Source organism: Ruegeria sp. AK4, from assembly GCF_056541025.1.
The window spans coordinates 31,248-47,911 of the sequence record NZ_JBQFXS010000006.1; the positions used below are offsets into that span (position 1 = coordinate 31,248).

Below are 16,664 nucleotides of genomic sequence, written 5' to 3' on the forward strand. Positions count from 1 at the left end.
TTCTGACCAGACGATCAAAAATCGGGGAATCGCCATGTCGCTTAAAGATGCAGCCTTGAAGGTCCGCGAAAACGCCCATGCGCCGTATTCCAACTTCAAGGTGGGTGCTGCGATCCGGTCGGGCTCTGGAACGGTTTACATCGGGTGCAACGTCGAAAACGTGGCCTACCCCGAAGGCACCTGCGCTGAGGCCGGTGCAATTGCCGCCATGGTCGCCGCAGGCGAGACGGAACTGTCCGAGATCTATGTTGTCGCCCAAAGCCCGCAACCGGTGCCGCCCTGCGGTGGCTGCCGTCAGAAACTGGCCGAGTTTGGCGCGCGCGAGGTAAAGGTGACGCTGGCCACCATCGATGGGGCCGAGTTGGAAACGACCATCGGGCAGTTGCTGCCCGGTGCCTTTGACGCGTCGCACATGAAGGATGCCTGACCCATGGACGCCCGTTCGATCATTGCCAAGCTGCGACGGAATGAGGTGCCAACCAGCGACGAGCTGATCTGGTTCGCGCAGGGTCTGGCCGACAGCAGCATCAGCGACGCGCAGGCCGGGGCCTTCGCCATGGCGGTCTGCATGGGCGGGCTGGGCGCTCAGGGGCGCGCCGATCTGACGGTGGCCATGCGTGACAGTGGTGATGTGCTGAACTGGGACGTGGATGGCCCGGTGATCGACAAACACTCGACCGGTGGCGTTGGCGACTGCGTCAGCCTTGTGCTGGCTCCGGCTTTGGCGGAATGCGGTGCGTATGTGCCGATGATCTCGGGGCGGGGGCTGGGGCACACTGGCGGTACGCTGGACAAGCTCGAGGCGATTCCCGGCGTCAGCACCCAGATCGGGCAGGACCGGCTGGCGCAGATCATGCGGGACCACGGTGCGGCCATTGTCGGCGCGACCGGTCAGATCGCGCCTGCCGATAAGCGGCTTTATGCGGTGCGTGATGTGACGGCGACGGTTGAAAGCCTGGATCTGATCACGGCCTCGATCCTGTCCAAGAAACTGGCTGCCAGCCCGGATGCGCTGGTGCTGGACGTCAAGGTCGGCAGCGGGGCCTTCATGAAAACCATCGACGACGCCCGTAAGCTGGCCACGGCCCTGACCGAGACGGCAAATGCCGCTGGCTGCCGGACCTCGGCGGTAATCACCGACATGAACCAGCCTTTGGCCCCGGCCTTGGGCAACGCGCTGGAAGTGGCCGAGGTGATGAAGGTTCTGACCGGCGCGCATGCATCACCCCTGGCGGCAATCTCTGCCGAGTTGGGCGGGGTTTTGCTGGTCGATGCCGGGATGTGCGACACGGTGGAAGAGGGCAGCGCCAGGATCGCCGAAGTGATCCGCGATGGCCGCGCCGCCGAGCGGTTCGATCGCATGATGGCCGCAGTCGGCGGCCCCGTGCAATTCGTCGAAACCTGGGCGCGCTTCCTGCCCGAGGCCAATGTCATTCAGGAGGTTCCGGCCCCGAAGGATGGCTTCGTGACAGCAATAGATGGTGAGGCTTTGGGCCTTGCAGTGGTCGCGCTGGGCGGCGGGCGTCAGGTTGAAAGCGATGAAATCGACCCAGCCGTGGGTCTGTCGGATATCGTGCGGCTGGGCGATCGGGTGGCAAAAGGCGCGCCTTTGGCCGTTGTCCACGCGGCCCGGGAAGACGCCGCGCGCCGGGCGGCAGACAACGTTCTGGCCGCGATCCGGGTCGAGGATGCCCGGGCAGAGGTGCCGGACCTTGTGCATGAAAGGATCAGGGCATGACCCGCGCCTTTCTGGTCGTCATGGACTCGGTCGGGATCGGCGGCGCGCCGGATTCAGACCGGTTCTTCAATGGCGAGACCCCGGACACAGGGGCCAACACACTGGCCCATATCGCTCAAGCCTGCGCTGAAGGCCGGGCCGAGGATGGGCGATCCGGGCCTCTGCATATGCCAAATCTGGTTGCGCTGGGGCTGGGGGCTGCGGCCCGTCTGGCCTCGGGCGCGGACACACCGGGTCTGGGCGCGGACGCCACCGGGTTGTGGGGCTGCGCGCGGGAACATTCGGCGGGCAAAGACACGCCCTCGGGCCATTGGGAATTGGCCGGGTTGCCGGTTCCGTGGGACTGGCACTATTTCCCGGACACGACACCTGCCTTTCCCGCCGATCTCAGCCGTGCCGCCGCCGAAGCTGCGGGCACCGAGGGCATTCTGGGCGACTGCCACGCCTCGGGCACTGCAATCATCGCCGAATTGGGGGCCGAGCATATGCGGACCGGCTGGCCGATCTGCTACACCTCAGCCGACAGCGTGTTCCAGATCGCCGCGCATGAGGAAAGCTTTGGCCTTGACCGTTTGCTGGACCTGTGCCGCGCGCTGGCGCCGCGCCTGCACGAGATGAAAGTGGGCCGGGTCATTGCGCGGCCCTTCGTCGGCAGCCCCGAGCAAGGCTTCACCCGCACCACCAACCGCAAGGATTTCGCCATCCTGCCGCCTGCACCCGTCCTGACCAACTGGGCGCAGGAAGCCGGGCGGCGGGTGCATGCGGTGGGAAAAATCGGTGACATCTTCTCGATGCAGGGGATCGACACGCTGCGCAAAGGCTCGGATACCGATCTGATGCGCCACCTGTCCGATCTGGTCGATGAGGCCGAAGAGGGCAGTCTGACTTTCGCTAATTTCGTCGAGTTCGACAGTCTTTATGGCCACCGCCGCGACATCAGCGGTTATGCAAGCGCGCTGGAGTGGTTTGACCGCGAAATCGGCGGGGTCCTGTCGCGCCTGCGCCCCGGAGACCTGATGCTGCTGACCGCCGATCACGGCAACGACCCAAGCTGGACGGGCACCGATCACACCCGCGAACAGGTTCCGGTGCTGGTCGCAGGGCAGGGCGCGGGTCAGATCGGCCAGATCGATTTCGCCGACATCGCCGCCACCATCGCCCACCATCTGAACATTCCGGCGCAAGGACCGGGGAAGAGTTTCCTATGACCGTCGCAGACCTGCCAAAGATCGAACTGCACCTGCACCACGAAGGCGCGGCCCCACCCGCCTTTATCCGGCAGTTGGCCCATGAAAAGCGCATCGACCTGAGCGGTATCTTCAAGCCAGACGGCAGCTATGACTTCCGCGATTTTGCCCATTTCCTCAGCGTGTACGAAGCCGCCTGCGAGGTGTTGAAATCGCCCGAGGATTTCCGCCGCCTGACGCTGGCGATCCTGGAAGAAAGCGCGGCAAACGGGGTGGTCTATTCCGAAACCTTCCTAAGCCCGGATTTCTGCGGCGGCGGGGACCTGCACGCCTGGCGCGACTACCTGTCAGCCATTCAGGACGCCTCCGAGGAGGCTGAACAGAAATACGACATCACCCTGCGCGGCGTCGTCACCTGCGTCCGGCATTTCGGCCCGGAACAGGCCAAACGCAGCGCATTTTGCGCGGCGGAAACCGCCGGAGACTGGATCACCGGGTTCGGCATGGGCGGCAACGAATCCGTAGGCACGCAGGGCGATTACAAATGGGCCTTCGACTGCGCCCGCGAGGCCGGCCTGCGCCTGACCACCCATGCCGGAGAGTTCGGCGGCCCCGACAGCGTGCGCGATGCCGTCCGTGATCTGGGCGTCGAACGGATCGGCCATGGCGTGCGCGCCATCGAAGACCCCGATCTGGTGCATGAACTGGTCGACCGCGACATCACGCTCGAGGTCTGTCCGGGCTCGAACGTGGTTCTGGGCCTGTTCCCCGATTTCGCCGCGCATCCGATTGCGCGTTTGCGCGATGCGGGCGTCAAGGTCACGGTGTCCACCGATGATCCGCCGTTTTTCCACACGACCCTGCGGCGCGAATATGAGATGTTGAACGCGGCCTTCGGCTGGGACGCCGAAGATTTCGCGGCCCTGAACCAGATGGCCCTGAACGCCGCCTTTTGCGATGAAGACACCCGCGCGCGGGTCAAGAAAAGACTGGAGACATCATGAGCGAACACCTGACCGTCGTCGATCACCCGTTGGTGCAGCACAAACTGACGCTCATGCGGGATAAGGGTACCTCGACCGCCGGGTTCCGGCAGTTGCTGCGCGAGATCACGCTGCTGCTGGCCTATGAGGTCACGCGCGAGTTGAAACTGACCACCCGCCATATCGAAACCCCGATGGAGGAGATGGACGCCCCCATTCTGGCCGGTAAGAAACTGGCGCTGGTGTCGATCCTGCGGGCGGGGAACGGGATGCTGGATGGCGTGCTGGAACTTATCCCCTCGGCCCGTGTCGGGTTTGTCGGTCTCTACCGCGACGAGGAAACGCTGAAACCGGTGCAGTATTACTTCAAGGCCCCCGAGGGGCTGAAGGACCGTCTGGTCATCGCCGTCGATCCGATGCTGGCCACCGGCAACAGTTCAGCCGCCGCGATTGATCTGCTGAAAGAGGCCGGGGCGACCGACATTCGATTCCTCTGCCTGCTGGCCGCACCCGAAGGTGTTGCCCGCATGAAAGAGGCACACCCGGATGTACATATCGTCACCGCCTCGCTGGACCGCGAGTTGAATTCGAAGGGCTATATCATGCCGGGGCTGGGCGACGCAGGCGACCGGATGTTCGGCACCAAGTAACCCGGTTACTCTCCGCAGATATTCTGCAGCCGGACCCAATCGCGGTCCGGCAGGACCTGTTCCAGTGTCCGACCGGCCATCGGGTCGGCCTCAATCAGGCCCAGAACAGTCTCGCCCGTGATATCGCGGGCATAGGCGTAGGGGGTCGAGGGCAGTGCGGCCTGTGCAAACACGGCCAGCAAGTCTTCGTCGCTCAGCGAGGGGCGGGGTTCCGTCAGAACCTGCTCGGTATACGTATCGACAATATCCGCCGTCAGCCCTCCGGTTGTCAGCAGGCGAAAGGCCGACGACGCGCCGGTCCGGTCCAGCAGGTCCTCCAGCGGATCCTGATGTTCGGCCCGTGCGCGTTCGGCGATGATGTAACCGGCGGCGACCGCCGGGTCCTCGTGATCTTCGACCAGCGCCCGGCTCAGCAGAACCGTCCCGCCCGGCAGGCTGAGGCTGTCCTTCACACCCGCAGGCAGGATGATGATCTGGCGCACCCCGGTCCGTTTGGCCAGCCGATCCAGCGAGACCTGCGCGTCCGCCGAGGAACAGGCGCGCCCGGACACACGCTCGATCCGGTGCAGGATTGTGTCGCCGATCTCTTGTCGTTTGACCTCGGGCACGACCGAGACGACATGGCTTTGCAGCGCCCCCGGCAGCCACAGAAGCAAAACCGCCAGAACAGCAGCAGCGACACCCCCGACGCTGAGCCAACGCAGCCGTCCGGGGTGCGGGCGCGACCGGTCGATGGCGCGTTGCAGGCGGTCTATCGCCTCAAGCATCGTGGTTTCGGATTCGGCCAGTTCCAGCGTCTCGTCGGGGTCACCGTCTGGGTTGAAAATGGCCGGGTATGCCCCCGGATTTTGCCGTTCCAGCGCCCCCAGCGACCAATGGGTCAGCGCCCGGTCGTTGAAATCGGATATTGTCAGCGTCGCTTCGCCAATCGACACCACCACCTCGCGCCGCTGTTCATCGGGCGAGGGGCGCCACAGACCGGTGGCTTCGATCCGCTGGTACTGTTTCAGGGCCGTCATCTGGATGAGGTCTGCTCGTTTTTGTTTGGCCATAGCTTAGCATGGTGAAATCACAGGGCGCAAACCTGTTGCGCAGGGATTTGGATTTGTGCTGGATAGCACAGCGCAACGGATCGAGGCACAGATGCAGTCAGACACATCAACATCGCCGGTTCTGGCATCGGTACTGATGGTCGGGGCTATGGCGATCATCGGGGTGATCGACAATTTCGTGATCCTGCTGGCGGAACATGTTGGCCTTTGGCAGTTTCATCTGAGCCGCGCGCTGATGATGCTGCCACTGATCGTCGGGCTGTCCCTGCTGGGGCTTGGTGGGATGCGGCCAAAACGTCTGGGACCCGTCGCGCTGCGCAGCTTTCTGATCACTTTGGCCATGCTGTTCTATTTTGCGTCGCTGGCACTGATGCCTATTGCGCAAGCGCTGGCGGGGCTGTTCTGTTCCCCGATCTTCGTGCTGTTGATTTCGGCGCTGGCGTTGAAGCAACCGGTTGGGCCATGGCGCATTCTGGCCGTTCTGTTGGGGTTCGCCGGTATTCTGCTGGTCCTGCAACCCAACCCGGCCGATTTCGATACCCGTACCTTGCTGCCGGTTGCCGGTGGGTTCTGTTATGCGCTGAGCGCGATCATCACCCGCAGCCATTGTGCCGGGGAAAGCACGGTGGCGCTGCTGGCTGCGATGGTCATCACATTGGGGATGGCCGGGGCCATCGGGCTGGCGGTATTCACGACCTTCCCCGTCCCTGTCCCGGACGGACCCGAGGGGTTCGTGACCCGCGGTTGGGTTTGGGAGATGCAACCGGCGATACCCTGGATCGTCCTGCAGGCGGTCGGATCGACCATCGCCGTTTTCATGCTGATCAAGGCCTATCAGGTCGGGGAGCCCTCGTACGTGGCGGTATTCGAATACTCGGTGATGATCTTCGGCCCGTTATTTGCATGGATCGCCTTTGGCCAAACACTGAGCGCGACGCAGATCGCCGGTATTGGGCTGATCGCCACGGCCGGGGGGCTGTTGGGCTGGCGCGCCCGGGCGTCAGCCGAACCGAAGGCTGCCTAGTTCCTTCGCGCGGCAAGGGGCCTCAGATTCGGGCGGCTCAAAACGCCGCTGGTTTCCTGATTTGGACTAATGCGCAAATTGCAGGGCGCTTTGTTCGCGCCAAAGCGTCCAAAGGTGCCTCAGATGGCCCAAATTGGGCGCAAATATGTCAAAATTAAGCCGCGCGGCGCGTTTCAGTGCTAGAACTTCGGGATCATAAATCAGTGCCAAGGGGGGCTAGGCACGTGTTGGAAGTAGTGAGTATCTCGGATTTTTCCGAGAATGTTGAACATGTAAATACACGAGAAGCGGTAACGGCGCGGCGGGGGGGATTCCTGCTAGGCACCAAAGTTGCCACAACCAGCGGGTGGAAGCGGATCGAAAGGATTGCCGTGGGCGATCTGGTCCGCACTTTGGACCATGGATTCAAAGAGGTACGCCGGATTTCCACCAGTTCGATAACCATCCCAAAGGGTGAGACGCGGGCAGAGTATCTGCCGGTCTACATGCCCGCGCGCACCGCTTATAACGGTCGACCTGTCTGGCTGATGCCGGAACAGGGCGTTGCGCTGGATGCCGGTAAGATCGACATCGTCGTCGAGGGTTGCCCGGTCATACCTGCCCGGGTTCTGAGCGGCCTGGGACGGTTGAAATCAAAGGCACCAGAGGAGTCATTCGAAGTGACCAGCCTGTTCTTCGACGAAGACGAGGTGATCTTTGTCGAGGGCGGATTGCAAGCCTTTTGCCCGTCGGGCCGGTTCAGCATGCGCCGGGCCGCGAACCAGAACCGTTATCAGGTGGCCGAAGACGACATTGCCAGCGCGCTGGTGGAGTCGATTGCGCGACGGGGCGATATGACGGCTTTGGCGAACCCTCTTGGGGCGTTGCCTGCACCGGTATCGGAAAACCCGGTCATTCCGCTGCGCCCGATGCGGGGGTGTAGGCGACCCGGACGTCCCGGACGGCCCCGGCAGCCGACCTTGTTTCTGAAGCCAGAGTGGATGATGCTGACACATCAATAAGGTACAAACCGGCGCGGGCCATCCCGCGCCGGTTTTGTTTCATTACGCGGCTTTGGTTTCCGGATTGAAACGACCGTAGAAGCTTTGGCCTTTGTCGGCCATTTCACGCAGCAGGGGCGGGCAGGTGAAGCGCTCGCCATAGGCCGCAGCCAACTGGTCGCAGCGTTCGGCGGCATACGGCGTACCGATGATGTCCAACCAACTCAGCGGGCCACCGGACCACGGCGCAAAGCCCCAGCCCAGAATGGCGCCCACATCGCCTTCGCGGATATCTTCCAGAACGCCTTCTTCCAGCGCCCGCACCGCTTCCAGAACCTGCGCGAACATCAGACGTTCCTGCACTTCGATCAGGTCGGGCTGATCCTCGGCCAACGGGTACTTGTCCTGCAGACCTTTCCAGTATTCGACGCGTTTGCCTTTCTCGTCATAGTCGAAGAACCCGGCATTGGCCTTGCGGCCCAGACGGCCCTGTTCCTCCATCCAGAAGATCAGATCGTCCGAGGGGCTTTCGGGATAGGCATTCCCCATCGCCGCCTTGGTCGCACGCGCAATCTTGGCCCCCAGATCGATCGAGGTCTCATCGGTCAACTGGATCGGCCCGACCGGGAAGCCCAGTTGACGTGCCGCGTTGTCGATCAGGATGGGGCTGACGCCTTCGGTGATCATCCGCGCCCCTTCGTTGATGTAAGGGATGATGCAACGGTTGGCGTAGAAGAACCGCGCATCGTTGACCACGATGGGCGTCTTGCGGATCTGACGCACATAGTCCAGCGCCTTTGCCACCGCGCGATCACCGGTTTCCTTGCCTTTGATGATCTCGACTAGGAACATCTTTTCAACCGGTGAGAAGAAGTGGATGCCGATGAACTGCTCGGGCCGCACGCTCGCCTTGGCCAGATCGGTGATCGGCAGGGTCGAGGTGTTCGAGGCAAAGATGCAATCCTCGGGGATGATCGCCTCGACCTTTTGGGTCATTTCGGCCTTGACGCCGGGATCTTCGAACACGGCTTCGATGATCAGGTCGCAACCTTTCAGGTGCTCCAGATCGGGGGTGGCAGTGATCTGCGCCAGTAGGGCTTCTTTTTTCTCAGCCGTGGCCTTGCCGCGTTTGATGCCCTTGTCCATGTAGCTTTCGCTATAGGCTTTGCCCTTGTCGGCAGCCTCTTGGTCACGGTCGATCAGAACAACCTCCATCCCGGCCTGAGCCGAGACCAGAGCGATCCCGGCCCCCATCATGCCCGCGCCCAGAACGCCAACTTTCTTGACCCGCTGATCCGGCACATCCTTGGGCCGCACCGCGCCTTTCTCCAGCGCTTCCTTGTTCAGGAACAGCGACCGGATCATTGCAGACGAGGACGGGTTCATCAGGACATTGGTGAACCAGCGCGCCTCGATCCGCAGGGCGGTGTCGAAATCGACCAGCGCGCCTTCGTAGATCGAACTCAGCAGCGCCTTGGCGGCGGGGAACGCACCTTGGGTCTTGCCGTTCACCATGGCGCTGGCGCCAACGAAGGTCATGAAACCTGCAGGGTGGTAGGGTGCGCCGCCGGGCATCTTATAGCCTTTCGCATCCCAGGGTTTGACCAGATCAGCATCCTTGGCGTTCAGAACCCATTCCTTGGCCGCCGCAACCGGATCATCCGCCACCGCGTCGATCAGCTGCGCGCCTTTGGCTTTCTTCGGGTCCATCATCTTGCCTTCCAGCAAAACCGGAGCCGCCGCCATCGCGCCGACCATACGGCTGTAGCGCATGGTGCCGCCGCCGCCGGGGAAGATGCCGACCATGATTTCCGGCAGGCCGATCTTGGATTTCGGGTTGGTGGTCATGACGCGGTGATGGCAGGCCAGAGCGATCTCGGTCCCGATGCCAGCGCAGGTGCCGTTGATGGCACAGGCCACCGGCTTGCCGCCCTTCTTGGTCTTGGGGTCCATTCCCGCCAGTTCCAGCTTGCGCAGTATATGATGCCCGCCCATGACAAAGTCGAACAGGGCCTTCGCCGGTTCATCCCCGGCCTCGTGCCGGATCGTCGCCAGAGTGTTCAGGTCCATGCCGCCCGCGAACGAGCCTTCCTTGCCGCTGGTGATCACGATGCCCTTGACCTCGTCATCCTCCAACGCCTGATCAACCAGCGCGCTGACCAGTTGAAACGCCTCGCGGGTCAGGACGTTCATGGATTTACCCTGTGCGTCCCAGGTGATGAAGGCAACGCCGTCTGCGTCCTTGCTCAGAGTGAAATCAGTCATTGTCATCTCCAATCTGGTCAGCCGTCAGCGGGCTGCCATCCTTGCGGGTGAAGGCAAAACCCTCGGGGTCGAACTTCACCATCATGTCTACGTCGCTGTAATAGCCGGTCTCGGTCGGGGTCCGTGTGCCCACCACAAGGAATGTCGCGGGCGCATCGGTTCTGTTTACAAGGTGATGGCCGTTGGCCTCACCGGCAGGCCATGCGGCGCAGTCACCGGGCAGCATGTCATGCTCGCCATCATCGTCGATCAACACGCATTGGCCGCTGAGCATGATGGCGAACTCGTCCTGCTCCATATGGTAATGGCGCAGCGAGGACAGGGCCTGCGGCTCCAGCCGCACGATGTTCACCCCGAATTGGGTCAGCCCGCCTGCATCGCCGACCCGCTGGTTGAAACGGCCTCCGACCGCCTCGGCCAGTTTGCCGGGATAGGACGACCCACCCTTATAGGGGATTTGGGAAAGGTCCAGCTTGGGCATCAGACACGCTCGATAATGGTCGCCGCACCCATGCCAGAGGCAATGCACAGCGTGGCCAGACCGGTTTCCTTGTCCTGACGCTCCAACTCGTCCAGCAGCGTGCCGATGATCATCGCGCCGGTCGCGCCCAGCGGGTGACCCATCGCGATCGAACCGCCATTGACGTTGACCAGCGCCGGATCGACATCGAACGCCTGCTGGAAGCGCAGCACGACCGAGGCGAAGGCTTCGTTCACTTCAAACAGGTCCAGATCGCTGATCTTCATGCTGTTGTCGGCCAGAATTTTCTCGGTCACCGGCACCGGACCGGTCAGCATGATGGTCGGATCGGTGCCAATCTTGGCGGTCGCCTTGATGCGCGCACGGGGCTTGAGGCCGTATTTCTCGCCGAATTCCTTGTTGCCGATCAGAACCGCCGCAGCCCCATCCACGATGCCCGAGCTGTTGCCCGCGTGGTGGATGTGGTTGATCCGCTCAAGATGGGGGTATTTCAGCATCGCCACTTTGTCGAAACCGGGCATCTGCTCGCCCATCATCGCGAAAGACGGGTTCAGCGCGGCAAGGCTCTGCATATCGGTGCCGGGGCGCATGTATTCGTCGCGGTCCAGAATGGTCAGGCCGTTCTGATCCTTGATCGAGATTACAGATTTCTCGAACCGGTTGTCGGCCCAGGCTTCTGCCGCGCGTTTCTGCGATTCAACCGCCAACGCGTCCGCGTCATCCCGGCTAAACCCGTACTCTGTCGCGATAATATCGGCCGAGATGCCCTGCGGTACGAAATAAGTCTCCATCGCCAGCGAAGGGTCCACGGCAATCGCAGCCCCGTCGCTGCCCATGGCCACGCGGCCCATCATCTCGACCCCGCCAGCGATGTAAGCCTCGCCTGCGCCGCCCTTGACCTGGTTCGCGGCCAGGTTCACCGCCTCCATGCCGGATGCACAGAAACGGTTGATCGCCAGACCGGGGATCGATTCATCCAAATCCGAGGCCAGCACCGCCGAGCGCGCCAGACAGCCGCCTTGCTCCATCACCTGGGTCACGTTACCCCAGATCACGTCTTCGACAGCGTGGCCTTCAAGGTTGTTGCGCTCTTTCATCGCGTTCAGGGTCAAGGCGGACAGGCGCACCGAGGTCACCTCGTGCAGGCTGCCATCCTTGCGGCCCTTGCCGCGCGGGGTGCGCAGGGCATCATAGATATAAGCTTCGGTCATGGGGTCTTCTCCTTAAGCTCGATCCGACGGGTTGCCGGGCATCAGGTCATAGGGGTGTTTCCAGCCGGGCTGTTCGCTGAGGCGCGTCAGCCAGGCATTGATATGGGGCCACTCGGCGCGGTCAAAGCCGAACGGTTCGGGGTAATAGAGATAGCTGCAGCAACTGATGTCAGCATTGGTCACGCCGTCACCAACGATCCAGTCGCGGCCTTCGAGATGGGCGTCGAGCGTCTGATAGGCGGCCTTGAGCCGCCCCTGATTGAACGCAATCACATCCGCGTTTCGGTGTTTTTCCGGCAGGAAGTTGACCAAAAATCGCGTTAACCCAGCCATCGAACTGAGCTTATGGTTGTCCCACAGCACCCACCGGAAAATCTCATAGTTCTCATCGCGGTCCTTGCCGCCGAATTTGCCGGACTTTTCGGTCACATAGGCCTGAATGGCACCAGACTGGCTGGTGCGGAAATCGCCGTCAACCATGACGGGGGCCTCGCCCATTGCGTTCACTTCGGCGCGGTATTCAGGAGTGCGGGTGGCGCCGTTGAAAAAATCGACAAAGACCGGTTCCCAGTCCAGCCCCGACATCTCCAGCGCTAGCGCGGCTTTGTAGGAATTCCCGCTTTCTCCGAAGCAGTGCAGTTGGATGGTCATGCGCGCGCCCCTCCCGTGGCGTGTGTGGTCAGGTTGGAATTGAGTATTTTTGAAAAGATGAAGGGGCGGCGTTTACCTTTGATCAACCTTGATCTGCTTCATTGAGCCTGCGGTACAGGCTGGAGAGCCGATGACCGTAAAAGGTGAAGTCGTCCCTGTCCTGATGGCGAGAGCGCCCGGTGGCAGGGGCGCATCGCATCTTCATCTTTTCAAAAATACTCCCGCCGGAGGCATCCGGCATCGAAACAGGCGCTGGCGGCCCGGTGTTGCGAATTGTTTAACGCTTGCGCGCCTCAAGCTCGGAATTGAAAATACGCAGCCTGTGGGTCAGGTTCTCCTCATCAATCACGCTATTGAAGTTTTCGAACAGAAACGACAGCGCCTCTCCTTCGTCCAGCCCGGCCTCGCGGGCAAAGCCTTTGAGTCTGCGGTAGCCATCCTCGGTCATCGCAACCGGGAAGCGGCGGGTCAGGCGAAAGCGTTTTGGCATTATGTCTCCTCCGGGGTGGGCTCGGGCGGTGAGGCCCGAACCCAGACTGAGATCAGAAGTTCGCCGCGTCCAGAGCCATCACCGTGTCGGCGCCCGATTGAATGCGGGTCAGGTGCATCGCAGTCGCAGGCAGGCGGCGGGCCATGTAGAAACGGCCGGTGTTGATTTTTGTCTCGTAGAAGTCCCTGTCCGAGGCGCCACCGTCCAGAGCGTCCTGCGCTGCCTTGGCCATCTGCGCCCACATCAGGCCCAGGCAGACATGGCCGAACATGTGCATGAAGTCATACGATCCCGACAGCGCGTTGTTCGGGTTCTTCATACCTTCCTGCATGAAGTACATGCCCGCGGCCTGCAGGTCCTTGGACGCAGCTTTCAGCGGTTCGATGAAAGCCTTGTCGTAGGCCTCATCCTTGCCGCCGTTTTCCTTGCAGAAGGTTTTGACCATTTCGAAGAACGCCATGACGTGCTTGCCGCCATCCTGTGCCAGCTTGCGGCCCACCAGATCCAGCGCCTGAACACCGTTTGCGCCTTCGTAGATCATCGCGATCCGGGCGTCGCGCGTGTATTGCGACATGCCCCATTCTTCGATGTAGCCATGGCCGCCATAGACCTGCTGCGCCTGAACGGTCATGTCATAGCCCTGATCGGTTAGGAAGCCCTTGATCACCGGCGTGAGCAGCGAGATCAGCCCGTCCGCGTCCTTGTCGCCCGAGCGGTGCGCCTGATCGATCATGGTCGCGCCCCACAGGATGAAAGCGCGCGCGCCCTCGGTGAAGCTTTTCTGGTCCATCAGGTTGCGGCGGATATCCGGGTGGACGATCAGCGGGTCGGCGGGGCCATCGGGGTTCTGTGCGCCGGTCACCGCGCGGCCTTGCAGGCGGTCCTTGGCGTATTCCAATGCGTTCTGATAGGCAGCCTCGGCCAGGGCCAGACCCTGCATGCCGACACCCAGACGCGCTTCGTTCATCATGGTGAACATGGCGCGCATGCCTTTGTGTTCTTCGCCCAGCAGCCAGCCGGTGGCCTCGTCATAGTTCATGACGCAGGTTGAGTTGCCGTGGATACCCATCTTCTCTTCGATCTTGCCGACCGAGACACCGTTGCGTTCACCCACCGAGCCATCTTCGTTCACGATGAACTTAGGCACGATGAACAGCGACACGCCCTTGATGCCATCGGGGCCGCCGGGGATTTTGGCCAGCACCAGATGGATGATGTTGTCGGCCATGTCGTGGTCGCCGGACGAGATAAAAATCTTCTGGCCGGAGATTTTGTAGCTACCGTCGCCCTGCGGTTCCGCCTTGGTGCGCATCAGGCCCAGATCGGTGCCGCAATGCGGCTCGGTCAGGTTCATGGTGCCGGTCCATTCGCAGGCGACCATATTGGGCAAGTACTTGTTTTTCTGCTCGTCAGTTCCGTGTGCCAGAATCGCCGACGCCGCGCCGTGGGTCAGGCCCTGATACATGGTGAAAGCTTCGTTTGCGGACGAGAACATCTCGCCCACGGCGGTGCCGATGACATAGGGCATGTTCTGGCCACCGAATTCCTCGGGCATGTCCAGACCGGGCCAGCCGCCTTCTTTCATCTGCTCGAAGGCCTCTTTGAAGCCCGTCGGAGTATACACAATCCCGTTTTCCAACCGGCACCCTTCGGTGTCGCCGACCACGTTCAGGGGGTGCAGCACGTTGGTGGCGACCTTTCCGGCTTCTTCCAGTACCGCAGCGGTGAAATCGACCTCGAGCTCGGAATATCCGGGGATATCCGAGTCTGAGATTTTCAGAACGTCGTGCAGGATGAACTGCGTGTCTTTGGTTGGCGCGTTGTAGACGGGCATGTGAAGCTCCCTTAATTCATATGTCCGGAGGCGGGTTTATTCAGCCGCCTTCTTTTCCTGTTTCATCGAGGCGATAACCTTCTCGCCCCAGCGCAACTGCTCTTTCAATTCGTCGATGGCCTGAGTCAGTTCCTCGCGGCGCGATTCCATGTCGGCCAGACGCTCGCACGCAATCTCGTAGGTGCGGGACATCTGGGTCACCTGCTGGTCGCCCACGTGGTACAGATCCAGAAGTTGGCGGATTTCTTCCAGGCTGAAGCCAAAGCGCTTGCCGCGCAGGATCAGCTTGAGCCGCGCCCGGTCGCGTTTGGTGAACAGGCGTTTCTGACCCTCGCGGATCGGAAACAGCAGTTCCTTGGCCTCGTAGAACCGCAAGGTACGGGGCGTGACGTCATAGGTCTCGCACATCTCTCGGATGGTCATTACATCTTCGGTCATTCGTCATACTCTCGTCGCTGGCGTCATGAGCTATGAGTTGCGCAGTCGATATGCGCTTTACAACATGAGAATGACGTTTACGTAATCCAGACGCTGCGTCACTTCAAAGTTGACGTAACTTCCGAATGCGTAAGTGGGGATTGGCGCAATTTTCTTTCCCCTGCGTCAAGAGTTTCTGCGGGCCCAAAAGCGCCCGAAACACGCCTTTCCGGGCGCGTCGATGCGATTGGGACGTTTTGGAAACGGGCAGAGGAGTGATCAGGTCAGCGATTTCTCGGTCTGATCGCGCAGACGTCTGAGCTCATCCATCGCTTCATCCAGTTGCTCGCGCTGTTGCCGCAGTTCTTCCATCTGGCGGTCCGCCATTTCGACAAAGGTCGCCATCTGCGCCCTGTTGCCCTGATCTTCGTAGATCAGCAGCCATTGGCGAATCTCTTCCAGCGGAAAGCCGAATTTCCGGCCCCGCATGATCAGCTTCATGCGGGCGCATTCGCGGGGGCCGTAAAACCGGGACCGGCCTTCGCGGTCGGGCTGCAAAAGTTCGATATATTCGTAGTAGCGCAGGGTGCGTGGCGTTACATCGAACTCGGCGCACATCTCTTTGAATGACAAACGGTTGTCGGACATTCCTGTTCTCCTTGCCTGCAACCTAGGGTGTCGCGGCGGCAAGCGCAACAGGCGGGCTTGCCCTTTGCGGAAACTGCGGCTCATAAAGGGGAAACACAACAGGACGCACCCCTATGGTCGACAAGACAGCATTGGCCCGTCAGTTCATCGAGGCCATCCCCCACGCCCGGGCGCTTGGCCTGACGCTGACGCGGATCGGCGAAGGCGAGGCCGTAATCTCGATGCCGTATAACGAAGACCTGATCGGCGACCCGCGCACCGGTGTCATTCATGGCGGGGCGGTTTCGACCATTCTGGACACGTGCTGCGGCGCAGCGGTCATGAGCCACCCGTCGGCCCCTGGCGGGACGGCCACGATTGACCTGCGCATCGACTATATGCGCGCCGCAGCGCCGGGTCAGGCGATCACGGCGCGGGCAAGCTGCTATCACATCACGCGCAACGTGGCTTTTGTTAGGGCGACGGCGATGGATGACGATCAGGACCGGCCTGTGGCAACCGCCACCGGGTCTTTCACGGTTGAGGGGAAGTAACATGGCTCGTCCCCGTCCCGAACCGATGCAGGTGGTCAAGCAGCGGCGCGATGCGGCTTTGCGCGCTCTGGTCGATGGCGTGCCCTATATCCGGTTTCTCAACATCAGCTTCGACCGGCGCGGGGATGAACTGACCGGCGTTCTGAATTTCGACGACAAGCTGATCGGCAACCCTCTGCTGCCCGCCATTCACGGTGGGGTGACGGCCGCCTTTCTGGAAGTCACCGCCGTGATCACCCTAAGCTGGGAACACATGTTTCCCGGCATCGAAAACGGCGAGATCGACGCCGATGCCATCCTGAGCGATCACAGCATCCGGTTCCCCAAAACCATCGACTTTACAGTCGACTACCTGCGCTCGGGTCTGCCGAGGGATGCCTATGCGCGGGCGTTTATCAATCGCGCCGGGCGGCGCTATGCCTCGGTCCGGGTTGAAGCCTGGCAGGACAATCACGCAAGATTGTTCGCGCAGGCGACCGGCCATTTCCTGATGCCGCAACCGGCGCAGGGCAAGGGCTGA

At 61.7% G+C, this 16,664-nt stretch carries 18 protein-coding genes; 9 read left to right on the forward strand and 9 right to left on the reverse strand.

Annotated features, from left to right (window positions below; translation table 11 throughout):
• Positions 1–13: 13 nt before the first annotated feature.
• From ACR0EZ_RS12280 to upp, 5 genes are read left to right on the forward strand one after another with little or no spacing between them, the layout of a single operon-like run.
• Positions 14–427 (forward strand): cytidine deaminase, encoded by a 414-nt coding sequence (locus ACR0EZ_RS12280; RefSeq protein ID WP_480613929.1) that lies wholly within the window; start codon positions 14–16, stop codon positions 425–427.
• A 3-nt stretch (positions 428–430) separates the two neighbouring features.
• Positions 431–1,738 (forward strand): thymidine phosphorylase, encoded by a 1,308-nt coding sequence (locus ACR0EZ_RS12285; protein ID WP_480613378.1) that lies wholly within the window; start codon positions 431–433, stop codon positions 1,736–1,738.
• Positions 1,735–2,946, forward strand: coding sequence for a phosphopentomutase (locus tag ACR0EZ_RS12290; RefSeq protein WP_480613380.1), 1,212 nt, complete (start codon positions 1,735–1,737; stop codon positions 2,944–2,946). The genes ACR0EZ_RS12285 and ACR0EZ_RS12290 overlap by 4 nt, the downstream gene beginning before the upstream one ends.
• Positions 2,943–3,929, forward strand: coding sequence for an adenosine deaminase (locus ACR0EZ_RS12295; RefSeq protein WP_480613382.1), 987 nt, complete (start codon positions 2,943–2,945; stop codon positions 3,927–3,929). Before ACR0EZ_RS12290 ends, ACR0EZ_RS12295 begins: the two co-directional genes overlap by 4 nt.
• Entirely contained in the window at positions 3,926–4,558 is a 633-nt protein-coding gene (gene upp, locus ACR0EZ_RS12300) for a uracil phosphoribosyltransferase (RefSeq protein ID WP_480613384.1), read from the forward strand. The genes ACR0EZ_RS12295 and upp overlap by 4 nt, the downstream gene beginning before the upstream one ends.
• A 5-nt stretch (positions 4,559–4,563) precedes the next feature.
• Here the strand turns inward: upp and ACR0EZ_RS12305 are convergent, their stop codons facing one another.
• Positions 4,564–5,577 carry a hypothetical protein gene (locus tag ACR0EZ_RS12305; protein ID WP_480613386.1) on the reverse strand — a complete coding sequence of 338 codons (1,014 nt, stop codon included), beginning with the start codon at positions 5,575–5,577 and terminating at the stop codon, positions 4,564–4,566.
• A gap of 88 nt (positions 5,578–5,665) precedes the next feature.
• Here ACR0EZ_RS12305 and ACR0EZ_RS12310 point away from each other — a divergent pair, with 88 nt between their 5' ends.
• Together ACR0EZ_RS12310 and ACR0EZ_RS12315 are read left to right on the forward strand one after the other, a co-directional pair.
• The gene (locus ACR0EZ_RS12310; protein ID WP_480613388.1) at positions 5,666–6,634 is read left to right on the forward strand and encodes a DMT family transporter; all 969 of its coding nucleotides are present in this window, start codon (positions 5,666–5,668) and stop codon (positions 6,632–6,634) included.
• Between the two features lie 236 nt (positions 6,635–6,870).
• Positions 6,871–7,635, forward strand: a complete 765-nt coding sequence (locus ACR0EZ_RS12315) for a Hint domain-containing protein (protein ID WP_480613390.1) — start codon at positions 6,871–6,873, stop codon at positions 7,633–7,635.
• A gap of 42 nt (positions 7,636–7,677) precedes the next feature.
• Here ACR0EZ_RS12315 and ACR0EZ_RS12320 read toward each other — a convergent pair whose 3' ends face one another.
• The 8 genes from ACR0EZ_RS12320 to ACR0EZ_RS12355 all read right to left on the reverse strand — a co-directional run bounded on the left by ACR0EZ_RS12320 (position 7,678) and on the right by ACR0EZ_RS12355 (position 15,611).
• Entirely contained in the window at positions 7,678–9,879 is a 2,202-nt protein-coding gene (locus tag ACR0EZ_RS12320; RefSeq protein ID WP_480613392.1) for a 3-hydroxyacyl-CoA dehydrogenase NAD-binding domain-containing protein, read from the reverse strand.
• Positions 9,872–10,360 carry a cupin domain-containing protein gene (locus ACR0EZ_RS12325; protein WP_480613394.1) on the reverse strand — a complete coding sequence of 163 codons (489 nt, stop codon included), beginning with the start codon at positions 10,358–10,360 and terminating at the stop codon, positions 9,872–9,874. The genes ACR0EZ_RS12320 and ACR0EZ_RS12325 overlap by 8 nt, the downstream gene beginning before the upstream one ends.
• Positions 10,360–11,571 (reverse strand): acetyl-CoA C-acetyltransferase, encoded by a 1,212-nt coding sequence (locus ACR0EZ_RS12330; RefSeq protein WP_480613396.1) that lies wholly within the window; start codon positions 11,569–11,571, stop codon positions 10,360–10,362. Before ACR0EZ_RS12330 ends, ACR0EZ_RS12325 begins: the two co-directional genes overlap by 1 nt.
• Positions 11,572–11,583: 12 nt before the next feature.
• On the reverse strand, positions 11,584–12,222 hold the full coding sequence (locus tag ACR0EZ_RS12335; RefSeq protein WP_480613398.1) for a glutathione S-transferase family protein: 639 nt from the start codon (positions 12,220–12,222) through the stop codon (positions 11,584–11,586).
• A gap of 277 nt (positions 12,223–12,499) precedes the next feature.
• Complete coding sequence (locus tag ACR0EZ_RS12340) at positions 12,500–12,712, reverse strand: hypothetical protein (RefSeq protein ID WP_170609554.1); 213 nt, start codon at positions 12,710–12,712, stop codon at positions 12,500–12,502.
• A gap of 52 nt (positions 12,713–12,764) precedes the next feature.
• Positions 12,765–14,546 (reverse strand): acyl-CoA dehydrogenase C-terminal domain-containing protein, encoded by a 1,782-nt coding sequence (locus ACR0EZ_RS12345; RefSeq protein ID WP_480613400.1) that lies wholly within the window; start codon positions 14,544–14,546, stop codon positions 12,765–12,767.
• Positions 14,547–14,582: 36 nt separating this feature from the next.
• Entirely contained in the window at positions 14,583–14,984 is a 402-nt protein-coding gene (locus ACR0EZ_RS12350; RefSeq protein WP_480613402.1) for a MerR family transcriptional regulator, read from the reverse strand.
• Between the two features lie 258 nt (positions 14,985–15,242).
• The gene (locus ACR0EZ_RS12355) at positions 15,243–15,611 is read right to left on the reverse strand and encodes a MerR family transcriptional regulator (protein WP_480613404.1); all 369 of its coding nucleotides are present in this window, start codon (positions 15,609–15,611) and stop codon (positions 15,243–15,245) included.
• Between the two features lie 113 nt (positions 15,612–15,724).
• Here ACR0EZ_RS12355 and ACR0EZ_RS12360 point away from each other — a divergent pair, with 113 nt between their 5' ends.
• Both ACR0EZ_RS12360 and ACR0EZ_RS12365 read left to right on the forward strand, forming a co-directional pair.
• Entirely contained in the window at positions 15,725–16,144 is a 420-nt protein-coding gene (locus ACR0EZ_RS12360) for a PaaI family thioesterase (protein ID WP_480613406.1), read from the forward strand.
• A 1-nt stretch (position 16,145) separates the two neighbouring features.
• On the forward strand, positions 16,146–16,664 hold the full coding sequence (locus tag ACR0EZ_RS12365; protein ID WP_480613408.1) for a PaaI family thioesterase: 519 nt from the start codon (positions 16,146–16,148) through the stop codon (positions 16,662–16,664).